The organism is Candidatus Pelagibacter sp. Uisw_099_02 (genome assembly GCF_047727625.1).
GTDB lineage: Bacteria > Pseudomonadota > Alphaproteobacteria > Pelagibacterales > Pelagibacteraceae > Pelagibacter.
The window spans coordinates 952,366-969,878 of record NZ_CP159822.1; the positions used below are offsets into that span (position 1 = coordinate 952,366).

The window sequence follows — 17,513 nt, forward strand, 5'->3', positions numbered from 1 at the left end:
TTTATAATATCCTTGGTGCTATAAATATTAACAATTCATCGAGTTTGTCTGATTTACTTTTGCCTTTGAATAGATTTCCTAGAACTGGTAAATTTCCAACACCTGGTGTTTGTGATTTGCTACTAAATACTTTATTCTTCTTAATTCCACCAATAACAACAATATCTCCATCTGCCACTAAAAGCTTTGTTGAAATTTCCATTTTATTTATTGATGGTTCACCAGCATTTGCTCTATTTACAGTGTTATTGTTGACCATAATTTCTAATAGTACGTTACCATCTCCAATAATACTCGGTGTAACTGTTAATTTTAATGCTGCTTCTTTAAATGAAGTATCTGCTCCCTCAGACCCAGTAGCTTGATAAGATATTTCCTCTCCTTGTGTGATTGTTGCAACTTGATTATCTAAAGTAAAAACTTTTGGATTGGATATAGTTTTACCTTTGCCCAACACTTCTAAAGCTGTAATTTCTGCTTTCAATACTGCTGATCCAGTTTGTCTTAAAATACCTATGCCACTTGTTGCACCAACTGCAGCAAAATCTGTTAAAGCATCAGACGCACTTCCTATGGCTGCTGAAGACTGACCAGTTCCTGTTGAGGTAATACTGCTTGCACCTGTGCCACCTATTTTTTTACCCTTTCTTGAATATGCTCCACCTAACCTAGTTCCTAATGCTTGTTCAAAAGATGAGTCTGCCTCTACGATAAATGCTTCAATTAAAACTTGTTTAGTTCTTACATCAATTTCTTTAATAACTTTATCAACTACATCTAAGTCTTTTTCTTTTCCTCTAACGATTATGGATCTTGTAGTCGTTTCTTCTGTTATTTGAATTGGAGAATAAGAAGAGTCTCCCACTGAAGTAAATAGTTCAGTTATAGTTTTTTTAGCTTGTGCAGGACTAATATAATAAAGTCTAAAAATTTCTGAGAGAATTGGCTCAACTGAATCCTCAAGTTCCACTTTTTTCTTAACAGCCGCAGCTCTTGTTGATTTATAAGTTTCTTGTCCAGTTAAAGTTGATGGAGTGTGTACTCTTATAAGATTGCTTGCCACATCAATATCAGCTGCAAAATTCTTCATATCTAACAAAGCATTGAATGCTTTATCCCATGGAACATCAACTAATTCTGCTGAAATAGCTCCCGCAACTTCATCGCCTACTAATATATTAATTTCTCCAATTTTACCCATTAAATTCATGGCTTCATTGTAATCTAAGTTTTTAAAATTAAGAGTTACCGATTGTTTTAAAAGTTTAAACTCGTCAGGTATAAGCAAGTAATTTCGTGTTTTCTGAGATGATATTTTTTTTCTTTTTTCTAATAAATCTATATTCTCAAATTTAGGTTTAGGTCCCATTTCAACTGTTTTATCAATTTCAATTGTTCCAGATTTTTTAATATCCTCTTTTATTAAAGGGGTATTATGTTTAAATGTCTTCGATTTCCCAAGTTGGCCAGAAGCACAGCCAGTTAAACTGAGTACTAAAAAAGAAAACAAAACAAATATTTTTATTAATCTAAAATTCATCAGTTTCCTTTATTTTATTTTTAAAATTAATTGTCATATAGGTACCATCTGCCTTTTGAAATACCGCTTCATTCAGTGTCATATCAACTAACTTTACTCCATCACTTAATTCTTCTTGTAATTGCAGAGTTATAATTTCACCTGAAGCATTAACTAAAGAAACATAACTCTCAATAGAGCCTGAAATAACTCCAACAAGTTTAAAATTATATAAACTCATTTCTTCACGTTCCCCAGTTTGATCTGTTGAAATTATACTTGTTCCACTTCCACTTCCTAAAGAAGAGTTTCCAGCAAAAGGGTCATTTAAAGGTAATGGTTCCTCAGTATTTTTTCCCACATCGTGACTATCGGCTATTACATTGTTTGGAGTAATGCTCATAAAAAGCAACACCAGAAATAAGGTTATAGTTTTAAAAAAAATCATTTGCTAATCCTACAATAGTTAAAGTTCCATCAACTTTTATTGTGCCAGCTGAAGTTCCTTGCACAACTTTTATTGATTCTTCGTCAAAATTAAGCATTTTCTTTGACAGAGATATTTGTCTCTTAAATTTAATATAGCCTAAAAAATTACCTGTAATTTCAAAATCCACAGGAATTTTATAATAAGCTATATTTTTTACACTTTTCTTTTTGGTCGTCTTTTTCTTTTTCTTTTTCTTTTTCTTTTTATCTAAAATATCTGATCTACTAATGGCTTCTGGTTTTTTCTTTTCTATTTTTGAAATAACCAAACCATTTTGTCCTGCAAATTCACTTAGGGTTTGATAAAGCCCTTCAACTTCTGCTCTGGAATGAAATAATGTAGAATATTTTTCATAATCAGGTTCTAGTTTTTTTATCTTACTTTTGTTTGCTTTTATTTTTTTAGTGAATTCGATTATTTCATTTTGTTTAACAATCATATCATCTAGTTTAATTTTTTTTGAATTTACAATTGGATTTAAAATAGAATAATAAATAATTAGAAAAAAAATAATTGCTCCGAAAGCAATTCCACTTTTTATAAGAGTCTTTTCGTCAGTAAAAGTTAAAACTTTTGCTTTTAAATCTTCTATTTTTAAATTATTTAAGTCCATCTTTTTTATCCTTTTTTAATTTTAACGAAAATTTTAAAACCTTTGCTAGCTTGTCCTGTTTTATTGGAACTATTTGGTAGTTGCATTGAAGTTAACGATGCTTGTTGAATTAAATTTTTACTACTTAAATTGCCAATTAATCTTAAAATATCTTGATCACTAGCAGCAACACCTTGAATTATAACTTGGCTTTTCCCATTGTAGACTACAGACTCAAATTTTACTCTATTAGGAACACTCGATGCTATTTGTGCTAAAACTCTATAACTAATTTCTTTATTTGATTTTAAACTTTTACTTAATTTTAAAGTTTTTGTAATTAAACCCAACTCTTTAGTGCTTTTTGTTTTTTCTTTTGTTTTAACAACGTGCATTGAAAGAACATTTTCATAATTATTTAATTTTTTGTTATAAGAATGAATATTCCAAAAAGATAATGTGAAAAGTATTAAATAAATCCCTATTACTCCTCCTACTACCCCTTTAAATGCAAAATTTGAAACAGCTTTTATTTTCTTTTCTTTAATTAAACTTTTTCTATTTGGCAATAGATTGATATTTTTGACTGCAGTTACAAATTTGTAATACCCAAAGACGTCTAATTTTCTAAAAGCAAGCCCAATAACTGTTGATAAATAGGATCGATTTTTTAAAGTAATAGCTTGATTTAATTGTTGTGGAACTTTCAAACCATCTAGTGGATCAAATAACTTAAACCCTACGTTAATTAAATCTTTTCTAAAAATTCCTAAAAAAATATCTACGTTTGGTAGATCTGAAACTACTTTTATATTTCTAATTCTTTTTTCATATTTTGTTTCAAAGTCTTGTATCGCTTGTTTTACTTGTGTAATAAACCTTCTACTTAAAGCTTCTCTTTCTTCATGATTTTCTGACTCTAGTAAAACTTTTCTATCCTGACCTCTTAAAAAAATATCAGTTATAATTGGGTTATTATTATATAAAATCATTACATAATTTTCATCTAAACCAAATTCTAATACAGCTGTTAAATTAGCATCTTCTGTACTTCTAGAAATTTGATTAATTTGATCGACTGCTGATTTTAATGCAAAACATTTAACATCAATAATTACTGGATTAAGACCACTATTTTTAATTATGGATGTATAATTATTTATGTCAGACAATTTTGATGCAACAAATAAAATATCCATCGTATTTTCTTTTTGATTTCTATTTATTACTTGATGAAAAATAGAATAATCATCTAGGTTGTCAGTTAGTTGAACCAAGTTTTCCCAAAGTGAATTAGTATCAATTGCTTTTGCTAATTCTTCTTCAGTCATTAATGGAGCTGTTACTACACGGATAATCGCACTCGTTACTGGAATTGCAATTGCAGCATTTGTTGTTACAATTTTTGCTTTTTGTAAAGCTATCGTTAATTCATTACTTACATGATCAGCATTTTCTAAAACAGAAGTTTCATCAGGTAAAACAATAGGATGTATAAAAAATTTATCAAGAACCCACTGATTTTCTTTATTGGTTGAAATTTGAGCTAACCTTATTTCTGTATTGTTAAGTTCTATGCCTAAAATTTCTTCGCCTTGTGCAGACTTTTTTCCAAGTCGTGCTTTAAAAAAACTTTCAACCTTTCCTACAAAATTATTTTTTCCTAGTGCAGAAATTTTTTTCGTTAAATCTTTTTTTTCAAAACTTATTTTTTTTAATCTAATACTTTTAAATTTTTCAAGAATACTTAAATTTATTTTTGACTCTGAAACTTCTTTATTCTCAACTAGAGCAGTAACATTTTGTGAAGCTGTTACAGGTTTTGTTTGTTCTGATAATACAGATGGTTGTTCATTTATTTCCTCTATTGTTTCTTGATGAACCCGTTCTTCCTTTTTGCTTTCTGCATGAATATCATCAAACCATTTTTCCAATATTGGTATAGCCCCTTCAAGGTTAGGTGTTCCTGATGAAGAAATTTTTTGTTTTCCATCAACATAAAGTCTGCCAACAAAGTTTTTTGATTTTAGTTCACCTTTATATTTATCTTGCCTGATATATATGTGTAACCTGCCATCTTTTTTGTGAATTACCTCGTGGTCGTTACTTTCTTCAATTTTGGGTTGTGTTTCCTCTTGGTTTTCAGCTAACGTCGCAGATGGATTAACATCAACAGAACTAGATTCACCCTGTGATTGATTCTCATCAGTCTTGGTGTTTTCACTAATCTTTTCGTTATTATTGATAATGTCTTTATTGTCTTCGTCCATAATTATTATATTAAAATTTTTTCTCTAACACCAAACTTACGAATCTCTAACACAAAATAGTAATGTAATCATAAGTTGTGGACCTAAAGTGGGTGGCGCATCAAAATTTCAAAAAAATTGAAAAAATTAATCCTTTTTAAAATTTTAATAATTAAATTGAATCGCAGGTGATGAAAATAAAATGTTTAATTTATTGAAATCAAAAATGGTAAAATTATCAATTTAAAATTGAGAGTATAAAAAATAAGAGGAAATATTTAATTTTATTATAAATTCGCAATTTTTCCTTAAATAAGGAAATTTTTTTGTGTTAGAGTAATTTTAACATTGTGTTAGAGCAATTTGATATTGTGTTAGAGTAATTCAACTAAATAAATTTTATTTTAAATTAAAAAAATCAAGAAAATTGATTTCTTTCCTTTTTATTTAGAATTATAACTTTTGTGTTAGAGATATTAGATTTGTGTTAGAGTTTATTTTTTAATTTTTAAATATCTACAATTTTTGAAATTTTTATTTATAAAAAAAAAGTATCCTTATTTGCTCTAAATATGATCTATTTGTATTTTAAGAAAATTTGCTTTTTAAGAGGTTTTTTTTCTATTTTTGGTCTCTTTCTACAAAAAGCATCAAAATAAAGCCTAAAATAAAGAAAATGCTGATAGATAAGAGCCCTATTCTTTGAGAATAGAAGAAAGTCATAGTTCCAACTAATAAAGGTCCTGCAAATGCTGTAATTCGACCTGAAAAGCTAAATAATCCAAAGCCACTTCCTTGATCGTCAGCTTTTAATAATCCTGTCATCATAACACGACTTGCACTTTGAATTGATCCTATAAAAAGAGATATAACCATAACATTGATAAAGAATTGTGTTTTAGTTTGCGCAATAATTGAAGAGTAAAAAACACATAACGTTAATGCAAAAATACAAGTTAAAATAATAGTTTTTGATGAAATTTTATCATTTAAATACCCACCCAGTAAAACTCCTACGAATGCAACCAAGTTTGCAAAAATAGCTAATTTTAATAACTCTCCTGAAGTAAAACCAAAAACACCAGAAGCATAAACACCTCCTCCTGCAATTAAAACAATCAGAGCATCTGAATAGATCATTCTAGCTAAAAGAAACTTTCCAGTACTTGTAAATTTATTTTTCCATATCAATGCAATAAGTTTCTTAAAAATGGGAGTTGGATCGCTATTTTCTTTGTATTCAATATGATTTTTAAAGTAATTTATCATGGGATAAGAAAAAATTAAAAACCAAATCGCAGCAATAACAGGAATAAATCTTATATTTTCAAATTTACTTTTATCTAAACCAAAAGGAATAGTGTCAGGTAACACAAAAACATATAATGAAAATAATAATATTGGAACACATCCAATATATCCTAAAGCAAATGCAAAGCCCGATGTTCTTCCAATATTTTTTTCATTTGAACAGCTTTTTAATAGTGAATTATAGAAAATTACAGCTGCTTCATAGAAATAATTTGATAGTAAAAAAATAATTAATGCATACCATATATAATCTACTGATGGTTTAGCAAACCAAAACAAGCTTGTGAATAAAACACAAAAGATAGTAAAGGTGTGTAATAAATTAATTTTACCTTTAGGTTCTTTGTCAGCTAAGTTTCCAAGTAAAGGACCCGTTATCGCAACTAGTATTCCACAAAGTCCAGCTGTCCACTGCCAGTACGCTGCACCAAGTTGTGGATTGCCTACAATTTGATTTGCAAAATATGCTGATGTGATAAATGTTACAACTATAATAGTATAAGCTGAATTAGCTAAGTCATAAAGTGCATAAAACAATTTACCCACTATTTTTTATCCATTTGCAATAATCTCTCGAGTGTTCCATTTCTATTCCATCTTTTAACTAAGGTGCTCGTATCTATTGTGGTTTTTGAAACAAATTCTTTATAAATTGTTTTATAAGCAGGCCCAAGTATAATTCCACTAACATCATCAACTTTTACTATTTCTTTTTGCTCTAGCTGTAATACTTTTCTACGAACAGTTTCTCTTGGTAACTGTAGTACTTCTGCAATACTAGCAAATGCTAATTTATTAATTTTGCTTAAATTAGACATAGACATTAGATCAAAATTTTTTTGAATTTCAGTAAATTTTTTAATTCCATCTTTGTTCAGGTGATAAAGTGAATGACTAACAACAACTTGAAGAATAATAAAAGTTTCAAAATCAATTTTTAAATTTTCTCTTATTCTTGAATAGTAGGCTAATAAAAACATTAGCCAGTCATATAATCCTTTTGAAAAAGCTGGTGCATTAACTCCTTCAATATCTCTTTTTTCCTCGGAAGAAATAGTCTTAATGTTTTCGTTTGTTTCTTTATCTATTGTCATGATAATGTGCCTATAATGGGTTTACATAGCGCCTAAATTGGGTTTGTGTCAATGTATACTTTTGTCTTGTAAGTTTTATCAAGAAAAAATTACTATTATGAATACAATTTTTGTCTTTTTAATATATTAAATTGTGCTCAAAAGATTAAACGAATACCAACGTAGTCAATTGTGTTTTAAAATTTAGACAATGAAATTGTAATTTACATTTTATTAGGATATTTTTATGCATCTATGGAAATTATTATTAACTCACCGAATTTTTATTTACATCTTCAAGACATGGCATTATTCATACAATACTCTATAGATGGATTTTTACATTTTGCTTCACAAATAAAAATTTAATTTGTGTATTATCTAGCATTATTTTTTTTTGGCATTATTTGTGGAAGTTTTGCTAATGTTTGTATTTATCGTTTACCTAAAAATAAAAGTATAGTTACAGGGCGATCCTCTTGTCCTAACTGTAAAAAAAAAATTATTTGGTATGATAATATTCCCCTACTATCTTTTATATTATTAAAGAGTAAATGCAGATTTTGTAAAAAAATAATTAATTCACAATATTTTATAGTTGAATTAATCACTGCTATTAGTTTTGTATCAATCTATTATTTTTTTGGACTAACCCTTGCTGCTTTATTATTATCAATATTAAGTGTTTTTTTCATTATTATTTTTTTTATAGATTTAAAACATTTTATAATTCCAAATGAATTAACTTTTCCTTTAATGATCATGGGATTTTTTAAATCTTTTGATCCAAATTTAAATCAAACAATTTTTCCAAATTATATCAATTCTTTAGTTGGGGGTGTCTTTGGTTATTTAATAATTTGGTTGATCATTTTTTTTTATAAAAAAGTTAGAAAAAAAGAGGGTATGGGTCTTGGTGATGCTAAATTATTAGCAGTAGTAGGTTTTTGGTTTGGCTGGTTTAGTATTCCTTTTACAATTTTTATGTCTTCTGTTGTTGCTCTAATATTTGTTTTGCCATCACTAATTAATAAATCAAGAAAGATGTCTTCTCAAATTCCTTTTGGACCTTATATTATTATTGCAGCTATTTTTTACGTGTCCTTCTCCAACCAAATTAAAAGTTTTTTATTATAAAAAAAATTTTATTAGTAGTTTTCTCTCCAAGATCTTCTGTAAGTAGTAACTTCTCCTGCATTAGTAGAGAGAATAAATAATGTATCTTCTTGTTCAGCAGGTCCTGCTACGTTACCATAAAGTGTGTCTGCAAATATTGTTAATTCAGACAATATTCCTCTTCTAACAAATAAACAATCCTCACCTGCTATTACCGCACCTAGTTCAGATGAATTGTTAGTTCCACATTCATCATCAGCTGAACAAATAAACGCTTTACCTATATTACATTTATTTCCTTCAGGTGGTTCGTAAATTGGATAAAATACATTCCCTTTATAAACTGTAGGCGGTGCTGATACTTTTCTAAATCTTTTTGGCTCATTTGGATCCAATTTAATAACCCAAGCTTGTTCATTAGGTCCAGGAAGACAAAGCACTCCAGTAGCATCAGTAGTATTAACGCAAACGTTTGTATCATCAATATCGTTAGCTGCATCTGCACCTTTCTTAGCTTCTTCCTCAAAGTTACCCTCCAATTGTCCAGGAATATTAACTCCATTTAAGTGCTTAAAGTATGGAAAATCCTCATCTTTTACACCATATAAAATGTTGTCCATCCCATTACTCCTGTCACCAATTCTTTGAAAATCACCAGTTCCACCAAAGAGCCAAAAATTATTTGTATCTCTTCCAATTGTGGCATCCATTGATTTATAGCTATATCGACCATTTTCAACTGTTGCATTTAATTTGAATAATGTTGTTTGATCATAAAGTTCAGCATTATTAATTGTTTGGTTTGTTAAGTTAATTTTTGTAATTTTTCCTTCAAGATCATTAAAATAAACCATAGCTCCTCTCCAAGGAACACCTCGTGTTAAATCTGGTGTAATAACAACAGGGGTTGTTGGAAGTGCATTTGCTATATCACTAGTATCAGTGTCAATGATATTAATTGCTCCTTGATTAATCGCTGCACCAAAAATACTACCTGGATTTTCAAGATCTTCTAAATTTACAAGGAATACATTTGATCCTGAGCATACAAAAGTATTTCCCATGCCCCCTCCCATTACTGCCACATATTTATCATCATTAATATTTGCATCACCTTTTTGTGCAGGGATTCTAAATATTCTTGGTGTTGACCAAGTTTCTCCTAGTTGGCTATAGTCATATCCAACTGGGTCTGTACCAACTGATGAACATGAAGTTTGTAAAACAATTTGATTAGTTGATGCATCGCCTGTACCTACGTTGAAAGTTTTTTCAGCTCCAAAATCAACTTTCAGAAAACCATCAACCATACTAGCGCTTGCAAAATTTATTTTAACTTTATCTCCATTTATTATTTCAGTAACTACAAGATCATCTTGACTAACATTACCAGCACCATCTGAGGGAACCTCTATATCAAATATGAATGTTGAACCTGTAAAACAAGCTGCTGTTCCGTTAACTCTAAATGAACCAGAAGCTATAGCATTTGTTTGGCAAGCAGCGATGGCATCTTGTTGAGTGCAGCTATTGTCATCTTCACAAGTGTCTGAGTCAGCAGCATCTGCTGTATTTTGGTTTTCAGATGCTATTTTAGCTTCTTCTGAATTATCTATATTTATAGTTGCTTGAGTATATTGATATTCTGTAATCTGACCCGTGTTATCAGCTACTAAAACTTTACTATTTACATGATCATTAAAAACTGAATACATATGCAGAGGTCCTTGACCACCATTGATAATGGGATTAGTAACATCTAATACAGAAAAACCGGCTCCTCCTCTCCCATAGGGAATCATTAATATAGTACGCCAGCTTTTACCTTCTTCATAAGCTCCATCTGCATTTAGTCCTTGTATATACATGTCATGAACAACTGGTGAACCATCAACACCAAAAATTGGATTGGTTCCACCTGGATCCCCTGCAAATTTTCCATCATAAGCTTTATTTATTATCGTTGGTAGTTTTGATGCAATAAAGGGAGGTATAAAACCCCACTCTTCTTCTCCCGTAATTGAATTAAATGCATGTAGCATTCCATCATTTGCTCCCGCATAAATAACGTTTTGTCTAGATTGATTTGCACTAACAAAAGATTGGTAATTGTTTTTAGCTCTCCAATAAGCCTCTTGATTGACATCTGTAAAATTTGAATTTGCATCTGGAGGTCCAACTTCTACCAGTTGTGAATTATAAACATCGCCCAATAAATGCGCTCTTTTTTCAATTATATTGCAGTCTCCATCATAATCAAAATAATCTATACCTCGAACAAAGTTAATTAATCCCTTAATATCATCATTTATTCCATCTTCTACATCATCAGCACTTGAACAATTGGATGTGGTATTATGATAATCTAAAATTGAATTTCCAGTTAAATCAAAAAGACTTTCTATATCTGATAAATATTTGTCATCTGTTGTCCAATTATTCCAATTTCCTATATATGAGTTGTCTGGCAGAGTAGTCCAAATGTTTCTCTCGTTACTCCTATTTTTTAATTTTTCTGCTGCATTCCAATTTTCCTCACTTGATTCTGTATTTAAAGATCCATCACCTTTAACACTTTGTCTACTGATAGTTCCTCGCCATTCTCCATACTGAATATATTCAAACTGTGCTTGGTATAAAGAGCCCCCTTCTTGAATGGTTGCGGTAATTGATGGAGCGGTAAAAGATAATTTTTCAGCTATAATTTGTTGTATTTTACTTGCTAGCTCTGTCTTTAACATTTGAGGAGTGTCTGCATCTATTCTTGCTTGACAATCTGGTGAGCCTGCATCGTCACATGAACCAGCAAGTGCCATTGCATCAAATTTTCTAAGTCCTGAAGCATTAAGTCCACCACCATAAGCAACTACTAGAGTTTTTACACCCAAATTTTGTCTCAATGATCGAATTTTTTCTACTGCTTGTTCACCATGTGTCCATTCACCATCACCAATAACAATTACATAACTTATTTGGCAGTCAGCTTCTTCAGCTTCACTACCTTCTAAATTTAATGCATCTTTGTGTTGCTCAAAATATTCATCAGCTAGTTGTGCAAAAGCATTAGCATCTGTTCCCCATTGTAAAGATGTAGCATCAAGTGCCTCAGGTATTTGTGCAGCACCCTCTTTGCTAATTCCTACAGATATACCTGAGTCACTGTTAAAAAGTTGAGATCTTCCTTCTGGATGCTCTCCAATCCAGCCTCTATAATAATCACAACCATCAACGACATGGCAGTAATATCCTTTACCTACTGTATTTATATTACCTTTTCCTTCACCTAATACCCCGGCATTCCAAAACCCATAACCAAAATTAGCTCCTGCAGTTAACGAAGAGTCGGATGCAACTGCTTTGATAGCTCTCTTAGCTCCTTCAAATCTAGTCTCTTTTTTTCCACCATATTCAGCCTGCCATGAAGTATCAATATTGGCTACTGTAAATTTGTTTTCATCAAATTCTTGAATCGTTGCTTTATTATCTGACACCCACACTTTTGTAGAAGTAACAAACAAAGCTTTTGGACCCTTCAAATTAACTTCGGCTGCACTAAGTGCACCAGCGCTGGCGGTATTTTCAGCTTCACTATCTCTTCCTGCAAGTGTGACTGAGGTTAATGTGCTATCTCCTGTAAGACTTACTTTTTGAACTACATCTTTATTAGAACTTGCAACATACATTATAGAATCGCTATCTGGAGAAACCTGAATTGCCTCAGCTTTTCGATGAGAAGTGTTTGAACTGCCTTGTCTATAATATCTATCATGGTCTTCATCACTAGGACAATAATTGTCTCCAGTTTTAGTTAGTGCATATCCATAGATGTGTCCTTGGAAGGTATAATATATAAAGCCTCCACTATTATCGACCGTAAGGTCAAATCCTTTTTCAATGACATTACCCAAAGTTCCACCATAATCACTTCCACAAGTTGAAGTGTTACCTGTCGTTAAATTTTTAGTATAAAAACGTTTTCGCATGCCATTTTGAAACACTTTTCCAGATGCAAATAAATGATCTTCACCACCAATAGTTCTTACTTCCATCGCCAAAGGTCTAAAATTTCCAAGCTCAGCATTAGTAATAACTTCAATACATTCTCCAGATGTATTAATTCCTACAATTTTTGGATTACTGCCTTGGTCAGTACCATAAATCACATCCCCTGATACACCCAAAACACTAGTTGCAAGACTTAAGTGCCGTATAGAACCAACTATAGAATTATTAGTTCCATCTAAAGTACATGTATCCCCTGCAGAACCTCTAAAATTTCTGTTACCTAATGGATTGGCAGTTGTAGGTGCAAAAGATGGATCAACGGTATTGTCAGCTGTTAAAATTTTTATAAAGCCTAAATTTCCTTCACCTACAATTAGGTTACCTGCTGAATCTTCTACTATATCATTTGGATTATCAATTCCACTACCCGAACTAAGTTTTCTATTCATGCTAGCAGAGCTATCTAAAAGTATTAATATGTTAGCTGGAACATCTCCTGCACCCGAGCCTGGAGGCAAAGGTTTAGAGATAGCATTTTGATTTAATACAACAAGTATAATAAACAGATTGCTAATTATAATTTTTAAAAACTTATACATTTTTTTATCATTCCTTTTTACTCAATAATTAAATAATCTTTATATTCTGCATTTGATATTTGTAATTCTTCAATTAAAAATTTTTTTCTGTAGTACCACTTACCGTATATGATTTCTTTGCCACCAATTTTCCACGCTTTATAACCTGTCCAGTCTGGTCTACTGCTATTTTCAATTTTACCATAATTGCTGATCACATAATTATAAAGTAACTGTTTTTTACTTTCCTCATTATCCGTTCCATTTAATACTCCAACTATAATTCCAGCAATTTTATCATTTACAATAAACGCTTGAATAAAAGAATTACCTAGATTTGAATTAGGACAAAAACGATCAATCTCTGCTGAAACAGTTGTGACATCATTTGGTTCCTCTGTATTTTCTTCATCTGTCTCGATGGGTCCAAAATACTTTTCAATTTGAGATTTGTTGCCACCAATGTTAATAGAAAGAAAATCACATGCAAAACTAGCTTTGTTTAAAACTAAAAGAAATACCAAGGAAATGGATGTTATCTTTAATATCTGCATAATTTTTTTTAAAATTTTATTCATATTTTAATTTGGCATAACCATTACTGTTTCTAACGGAATAATAATTTCTTCCTCACCATCATAATCATCAAGTTCAGTACCTTGGGCAACCATAATACCACAGGCATATATCTTATAAGCTGTTCCTAATGATTGAGAATTATTAGATGTTTTTTTAATACTTGAACCAGTTCCAAGATAAGGCGCACTTCCAATATTAACTGAAAAAAATTCATACCTAAATCTTTTTAAATATTCTTTTTCTTTTGTAAGCTTTTCCATAACTTTGACATCACCTGTGGTAAGGGGATCTACTTCCCCAGGAGTTCCAAAAATAGGCTCAATCAGCTTTCCAAAATTTTGATTTACAACATGATGGGTTACTTGAAAATCTGCTCTTTTAATATTTCTAAAGCTTTTAAAGCAATTTGTGTCTATGGCATTTATTTGATTTCTTGGTAAAGATCTGTCATTTGTATGTCTAACATCCCCTCCCTCATCTGCTGTTAAAGAGTTTAAATATAAAGCATGAGCATCTGTTTCATCTTTTGTAGCTTCTTCTCCTGGTCCAGATATATCTGTTTTTTGTGTCCATGGTCCCAAAAATTGATTAATTATTTTTTTTTCTCCTTCTAAAAGGCCTGTTTCTGCTACATAAAATGCTTGCTGGTATTGATCACTAGTATTGTTACTTTGATGATCTCCTGAAGAAATAACTATTAAAGCTCCACCCATAAGTGACATCACAAGCAAAAGTATAAGTGACAGAACTAGAGCAAATCCTTTTTCATTTTTATTCATCATTTTTATCCTTAACTACCAATATTTCTTGTATTCACAGTGACGACAACCGAGTCTCTTAAATACCTATCCAAAAATTTACGCGTTCTTTCTCCAAGTCCTTTTACAAGTCTTGGATTGTCATCTTTTGCATTAAATCTATAAAACTCATTTTTTGATCTAAAAGTTAATCTTATGTCTACAGCTTTAATATTATAAAGATCCACTCTACTACTAGTGTCTGGTCTTGGAGGAGGATTGATAGTTCTTCCTTGCTGATCAAAAACTATAAACTCCATATCCACTAAGTGATCTCTAATTAATTCACCAGAGAAACATTCAGCACAACTACTGGACCAGTTACCTGTTACACTTTCACTAGACTGTATCCAACTTTGTTTTGATTTATAAACAGCATAATATTCATTATCCCCACTTGGTTTAGCGTAGTACGTAACTCTGTATCGTTTGTAAGGTTGTGTATCATTTTGATTAAAGTCCCCATAGACAATATGAATTTTATCACAACATAAATCTGCTTCTTCGTTTTTAGATATAGCTGTGTCTGTTTCTGTTGCATCTCCTAATTCATCTTTTATTACTATAATTGGATCATGACTTATTTTTATATCACTACTACCCGAAATATATTCAAGGTTATCTTGTTTTGATATATCATCAGTGTTTACACCATAATGATATTTAAAGCCTGCCAACCTAATATCTCTAATCAACATTGCAATAATATCTCTTCCAGAACGACTAATTTTTGCACGGTCTGTGACTTGAGTATAACTACTATTTACAATGCTGTAAGTTGTATACATCGCTCCCATCATAATAGCTGAGATAACCACTCCAATCATAATTTCTATTAGAGTTATTCCAGCAATATCTTTTAATTTATTTTTTTTAATCATTATTTAAGTGTGTAATCAGCAGTGAAATATAAAAATCTTCTTTTCTTTCCATCGTTCATATTAACTTGCACTCTTCCTATAAACATCTCATCATAAACTTCAGCATGAATATCTGACTCGTCTTCCTCATATGATGAGGTATAGTCACATCCTGTTTTACATATTTGAAAAATTTTTACATCTTTAATATCTTTTTCACTTTTACATTTAAGGTATCTGTCAGTTTTAAAAATGCTATTCCATTTTTCTTTTTTATTTTCCCCAGCATCTTCTACAACTGTTTCATAAATTGGTTTTATTGATTCAATAGTATTTATTTTAGGACCACATCCTTCGATCCGTTCAAAACTAGTATCTGTTATTTTGTGAGCTATAATATCTTCTGCTATCATGCTTACTAAATAATTTGCCTTGGTTCTTTCGCTAGAACTATCAATAGATTGAACCGAAAAGTTCACCATTTGAAAAATAGCAACAAATCCTATTCCTATAATTGCGGTGGAGATTAAAGACTCTAAAATAGTGATTCCTGATTGTTTTTTTCTTTTATTTGAAAATTTAATCATTTTATTTATTGTAAAATCCATTCTGATTTAGATTTGCTCCATTTTTCTAGAGTAATATTGCCAAATCTAGACCAATTTAATGCAAATAAATTATCGTGATCTAGATCGTTTGGATCTCCATTATCTTTAACATCACATTTTATTTCTTTACCTTCACAAATATAAAACGCTCCCGATGAATCAAACTTCTCAGCAGTACTATACCAAGACCCATCTTTAGAAAAACAAACGGTTCCTGACTTGGCTTCAAAATTTACCGCTATATCATCAAATTTTAACTCGGCCACTTCTAATTTATTATTAGGTATCATTTCTACTACTACTTCTTCGGTTTCTGGATCTATTGTTTCAATTATTTTGGAGGATCCTTCATCATCCCAATCCTGAACAAGAGCACATCTTGAAGTTTGGTCTTTATTCCAATCATCCTCACTATCATTAATTTTTTGTGCAAGGTTACTCAATTTCATTCCCTTCGAGATAACTTTTACCTCGCCTGTTGTTGCTTTTACTTCTACTTGGACAAATCCATACAATCCTCTTTGAACTTGAGAATTAATATTTGTGAATAAACTTTTTATTTTTACAGCGGCTCCCCTTACTTCTCTTGCTTTTTTCCAAGACGAAAAATTTGGATAAGCTGCTGCTGAAATTACTGATATAATTGCAATCACAACCAAAAGCTCTATGAGGTTAAAACCTTTAATGTTCTTTTCCTGCACTTGGATCAATTTTCCCATTATTAACAAGTTCTTCTAAAGATTTTTGCATTGTAATCATACCATCACGAACTGAAGTTTGCATGATACTTGGGATTTGGTGAATTTTAGCCTCACGTATTAAGTTTTGGATTGGAGCTGTACACTTCATAACTTCAAAAGCAGCAACTCGGCCTTGACCATCTTTTGTTTTTAATAATCTTTGAGTTACTACCATTTTTAATGAAGTAGAAATTTGCGCACGAATTTGTGCTTGTTGTTCTGGAGGAAATACATCAATAATTCTATTAATAGTATTGGGTGCTCCACTAGTGTGCAATGTTCCAAAAACTAAATGACCTGTTTCTGCAGCAGTTAAGGCTAGACCAACTGTTTCAAGATCTCGCATCTCACCAACTAAAATAACATCTGGATCTTCACGCAAAGCTGCTTTTAAAGCACTTGCAAATGATTGTGTTTGTTTTCCAACTTCACGCTGTGAAACAATACTTTTTGCATCTTTGTGCACAAACTCTACTGGGTCTTCAACTGTAATAATATGTGCTGTTCTTGTTTTATTAATTTCATTTATAATTGCTGCAAGCGTAGTTGATTTTCCAGACCCTGTTGGTCCAGTGACTAGAACTAATCCTTTATGCATATCAATAATATCATAAAGAACATCTGGTAAATCAAATTGTGACATTTCAGGAATTACACTTTCTACTCTTCTAAGAACTGCAGCGGGTCCATTAATTGTTTTATAAAAGTTAGCTCTAAATCTTAATCCACTTAACATTACAGCAGAATCTAATTCATGGGTTTCTTGGAATTTTTTTGTTTCTGTTTCATTACAATTTGTCGACATAAGATCTTGAAGATCTTGTGCTTTTACAACAATATCTTTAACCGTAACTACTTCACCTGTTTGTCTGTAAGCTAACGGTGAGCCACTTCGGATATGAAAATCTGAGATTTTTTTATTGTTTTTTGCTAATTCTTCTAATTTTTCAAACATCAATATTTTTTACACAATAAACAAGAGTATTACCATTAGAG

Annotated in this window: 14 protein-coding genes; 1 reads left to right on the forward strand and 13 read right to left on the reverse strand. The window is 31.0% G+C overall.

Going from position 1 to position 17,513, the window contains the following annotated elements:
* Position 1: 1 nt before the first annotated feature.
* From pilQ to ABXT47_RS05185, 6 genes are all read right to left on the reverse strand, one after another.
* Positions 2–1,540: a type IV pilus secretin PilQ gene (pilQ, locus tag ABXT47_RS05160; RefSeq protein WP_415308066.1), complete on the reverse strand. Its 1,539-nt coding sequence runs from the start codon at positions 1,538–1,540 to the stop codon at positions 2–4.
* On the reverse strand, positions 1,530–1,922 hold the full coding sequence (locus ABXT47_RS05165; protein WP_415308067.1) for a hypothetical protein: 393 nt from the start codon (positions 1,920–1,922) through the stop codon (positions 1,530–1,532). Before ABXT47_RS05165 ends, pilQ begins: the two co-directional genes overlap by 11 nt.
* A gap of 31 nt (positions 1,923–1,953) precedes the next feature.
* Entirely contained in the window at positions 1,954–2,622 is a 669-nt protein-coding gene (locus ABXT47_RS05170; RefSeq protein WP_415308068.1) for a pilus assembly protein PilO, read from the reverse strand.
* 5 nt (positions 2,623–2,627) lie between these two features.
* Positions 2,628–4,871: a pilus assembly protein PilM gene (pilM, locus tag ABXT47_RS05175; RefSeq protein ID WP_415308069.1), complete on the reverse strand. Its 2,244-nt coding sequence runs from the start codon at positions 4,869–4,871 to the stop codon at positions 2,628–2,630.
* A gap of 600 nt (positions 4,872–5,471) precedes the next feature.
* Positions 5,472–6,707 carry an MFS transporter gene (locus ABXT47_RS05180; RefSeq protein ID WP_415308070.1) on the reverse strand — a complete coding sequence of 412 codons (1,236 nt, stop codon included), beginning with the start codon at positions 6,705–6,707 and terminating at the stop codon, positions 5,472–5,474.
* Positions 6,707–7,255, reverse strand: coding sequence for a hypothetical protein (locus ABXT47_RS05185; protein WP_415308071.1), 549 nt, complete (start codon positions 7,253–7,255; stop codon positions 6,707–6,709). Before ABXT47_RS05185 ends, ABXT47_RS05180 begins: the two co-directional genes overlap by 1 nt.
* A gap of 351 nt (positions 7,256–7,606) precedes the next feature.
* Here ABXT47_RS05185 and ABXT47_RS05190 point away from each other — a divergent pair, with 351 nt between their 5' ends.
* Positions 7,607–8,371 carry a prepilin peptidase gene (locus tag ABXT47_RS05190; RefSeq protein ID WP_415308072.1) on the forward strand — a complete coding sequence of 255 codons (765 nt, stop codon included), beginning with the start codon at positions 7,607–7,609 and terminating at the stop codon, positions 8,369–8,371.
* Between the two features lie 11 nt (positions 8,372–8,382).
* Here ABXT47_RS05190 and ABXT47_RS05195 read toward each other — a convergent pair whose 3' ends face one another.
* From ABXT47_RS05195 to ABXT47_RS05225, 7 genes are read right to left on the reverse strand one after another with little or no spacing between them, the layout of a single operon-like run.
* On the reverse strand, positions 8,383–12,954 hold the full coding sequence (locus ABXT47_RS05195; RefSeq protein WP_415308073.1) for a PilC/PilY family type IV pilus protein: 4,572 nt from the start codon (positions 12,952–12,954) through the stop codon (positions 8,383–8,385).
* 17 nt (positions 12,955–12,971) lie between these two features.
* Positions 12,972–13,511, reverse strand: coding sequence for a hypothetical protein (locus tag ABXT47_RS05200; RefSeq protein ID WP_415308074.1), 540 nt, complete (start codon positions 13,509–13,511; stop codon positions 12,972–12,974).
* Between the two features lie 3 nt (positions 13,512–13,514).
* Positions 13,515–14,291, reverse strand: coding sequence for a PilX N-terminal domain-containing pilus assembly protein (locus tag ABXT47_RS05205; protein ID WP_415308075.1), 777 nt, complete (start codon positions 14,289–14,291; stop codon positions 13,515–13,517).
* A gap of 11 nt (positions 14,292–14,302) precedes the next feature.
* Entirely contained in the window at positions 14,303–15,190 is an 888-nt protein-coding gene (locus tag ABXT47_RS05210) for a PilW family protein (protein WP_415308076.1), read from the reverse strand.
* On the reverse strand, positions 15,190–15,777 hold the full coding sequence (locus tag ABXT47_RS05215; protein ID WP_415308077.1) for a type IV pilus modification PilV family protein: 588 nt from the start codon (positions 15,775–15,777) through the stop codon (positions 15,190–15,192). Before ABXT47_RS05215 ends, ABXT47_RS05210 begins: the two co-directional genes overlap by 1 nt.
* Complete coding sequence (locus ABXT47_RS05220; RefSeq protein WP_415308078.1) at positions 15,762–16,496, reverse strand: Tfp pilus assembly protein FimT/FimU; 735 nt, start codon at positions 16,494–16,496, stop codon at positions 15,762–15,764. The genes ABXT47_RS05215 and ABXT47_RS05220 overlap by 16 nt, the downstream gene beginning before the upstream one ends.
* Positions 16,459–17,472 carry a type IV pilus twitching motility protein PilT gene (locus ABXT47_RS05225; RefSeq protein WP_415308079.1) on the reverse strand — a complete coding sequence of 338 codons (1,014 nt, stop codon included), beginning with the start codon at positions 17,470–17,472 and terminating at the stop codon, positions 16,459–16,461. Before ABXT47_RS05225 ends, ABXT47_RS05220 begins: the two co-directional genes overlap by 38 nt.
* Positions 17,473–17,513 lie beyond the last annotated feature (41 nt).

What these genes read in the sequence shown, in the direction of transcription:
- pilQ (WP_415308066.1), bottom strand. Translation starts at nt 1,540, where the DNA reads ATGAATTTTAGATTAATAAAAATATTTGTTTTGTTTTCTTTTTTAGTA.
- ABXT47_RS05165 (WP_415308067.1), bottom strand. Translation starts at nt 1,922, where the DNA reads ATGAGCATTACTCCAAACAATGTAATAGCCGATAGTCACGATGTGGGA.
- ABXT47_RS05170 (WP_415308068.1), bottom strand. Translation starts at nt 2,622, where the DNA reads ATGGACTTAAATAATTTAAAAATAGAAGATTTAAAAGCAAAAGTTTTA.
- pilM (WP_415308069.1), bottom strand. Translation starts at nt 4,871, where the DNA reads ATGGACGAAGACAATAAAGACATTATCAATAATAACGAAAAGATTAGT.
- ABXT47_RS05185 (WP_415308071.1), bottom strand. Translation starts at nt 7,255, where the DNA reads ATGACAATAGATAAAGAAACAAACGAAAACATTAAGACTATTTCTTCC.
- ABXT47_RS05195 (WP_415308073.1), bottom strand. Translation starts at nt 12,954, where the DNA reads ATGTATAAGTTTTTAAAAATTATAATTAGCAATCTGTTTATTATACTT.
- ABXT47_RS05200 (WP_415308074.1), bottom strand. Translation starts at nt 13,511, where the DNA reads ATGAATAAAATTTTAAAAAAAATTATGCAGATATTAAAGATAACATCC.
- ABXT47_RS05205 (WP_415308075.1), bottom strand. Translation starts at nt 14,291, where the DNA reads ATGAATAAAAATGAAAAAGGATTTGCTCTAGTTCTGTCACTTATACTT.
- ABXT47_RS05210 (WP_415308076.1), bottom strand. Translation starts at nt 15,190, where the DNA reads ATGATTAAAAAAAATAAATTAAAAGATATTGCTGGAATAACTCTAATA.
- ABXT47_RS05215 (WP_415308077.1), bottom strand. Translation starts at nt 15,777, where the DNA reads ATGGATTTTACAATAAATAAAATGATTAAATTTTCAAATAAAAGAAAA.
- ABXT47_RS05220 (WP_415308078.1), bottom strand. Translation starts at nt 16,496, where the DNA reads ATGGGAAAATTGATCCAAGTGCAGGAAAAGAACATTAAAGGTTTTAAC.
- ABXT47_RS05225 (WP_415308079.1), bottom strand. Translation starts at nt 17,472, where the DNA reads ATGTTTGAAAAATTAGAAGAATTAGCAAAAAACAATAAAAAAATCTCA.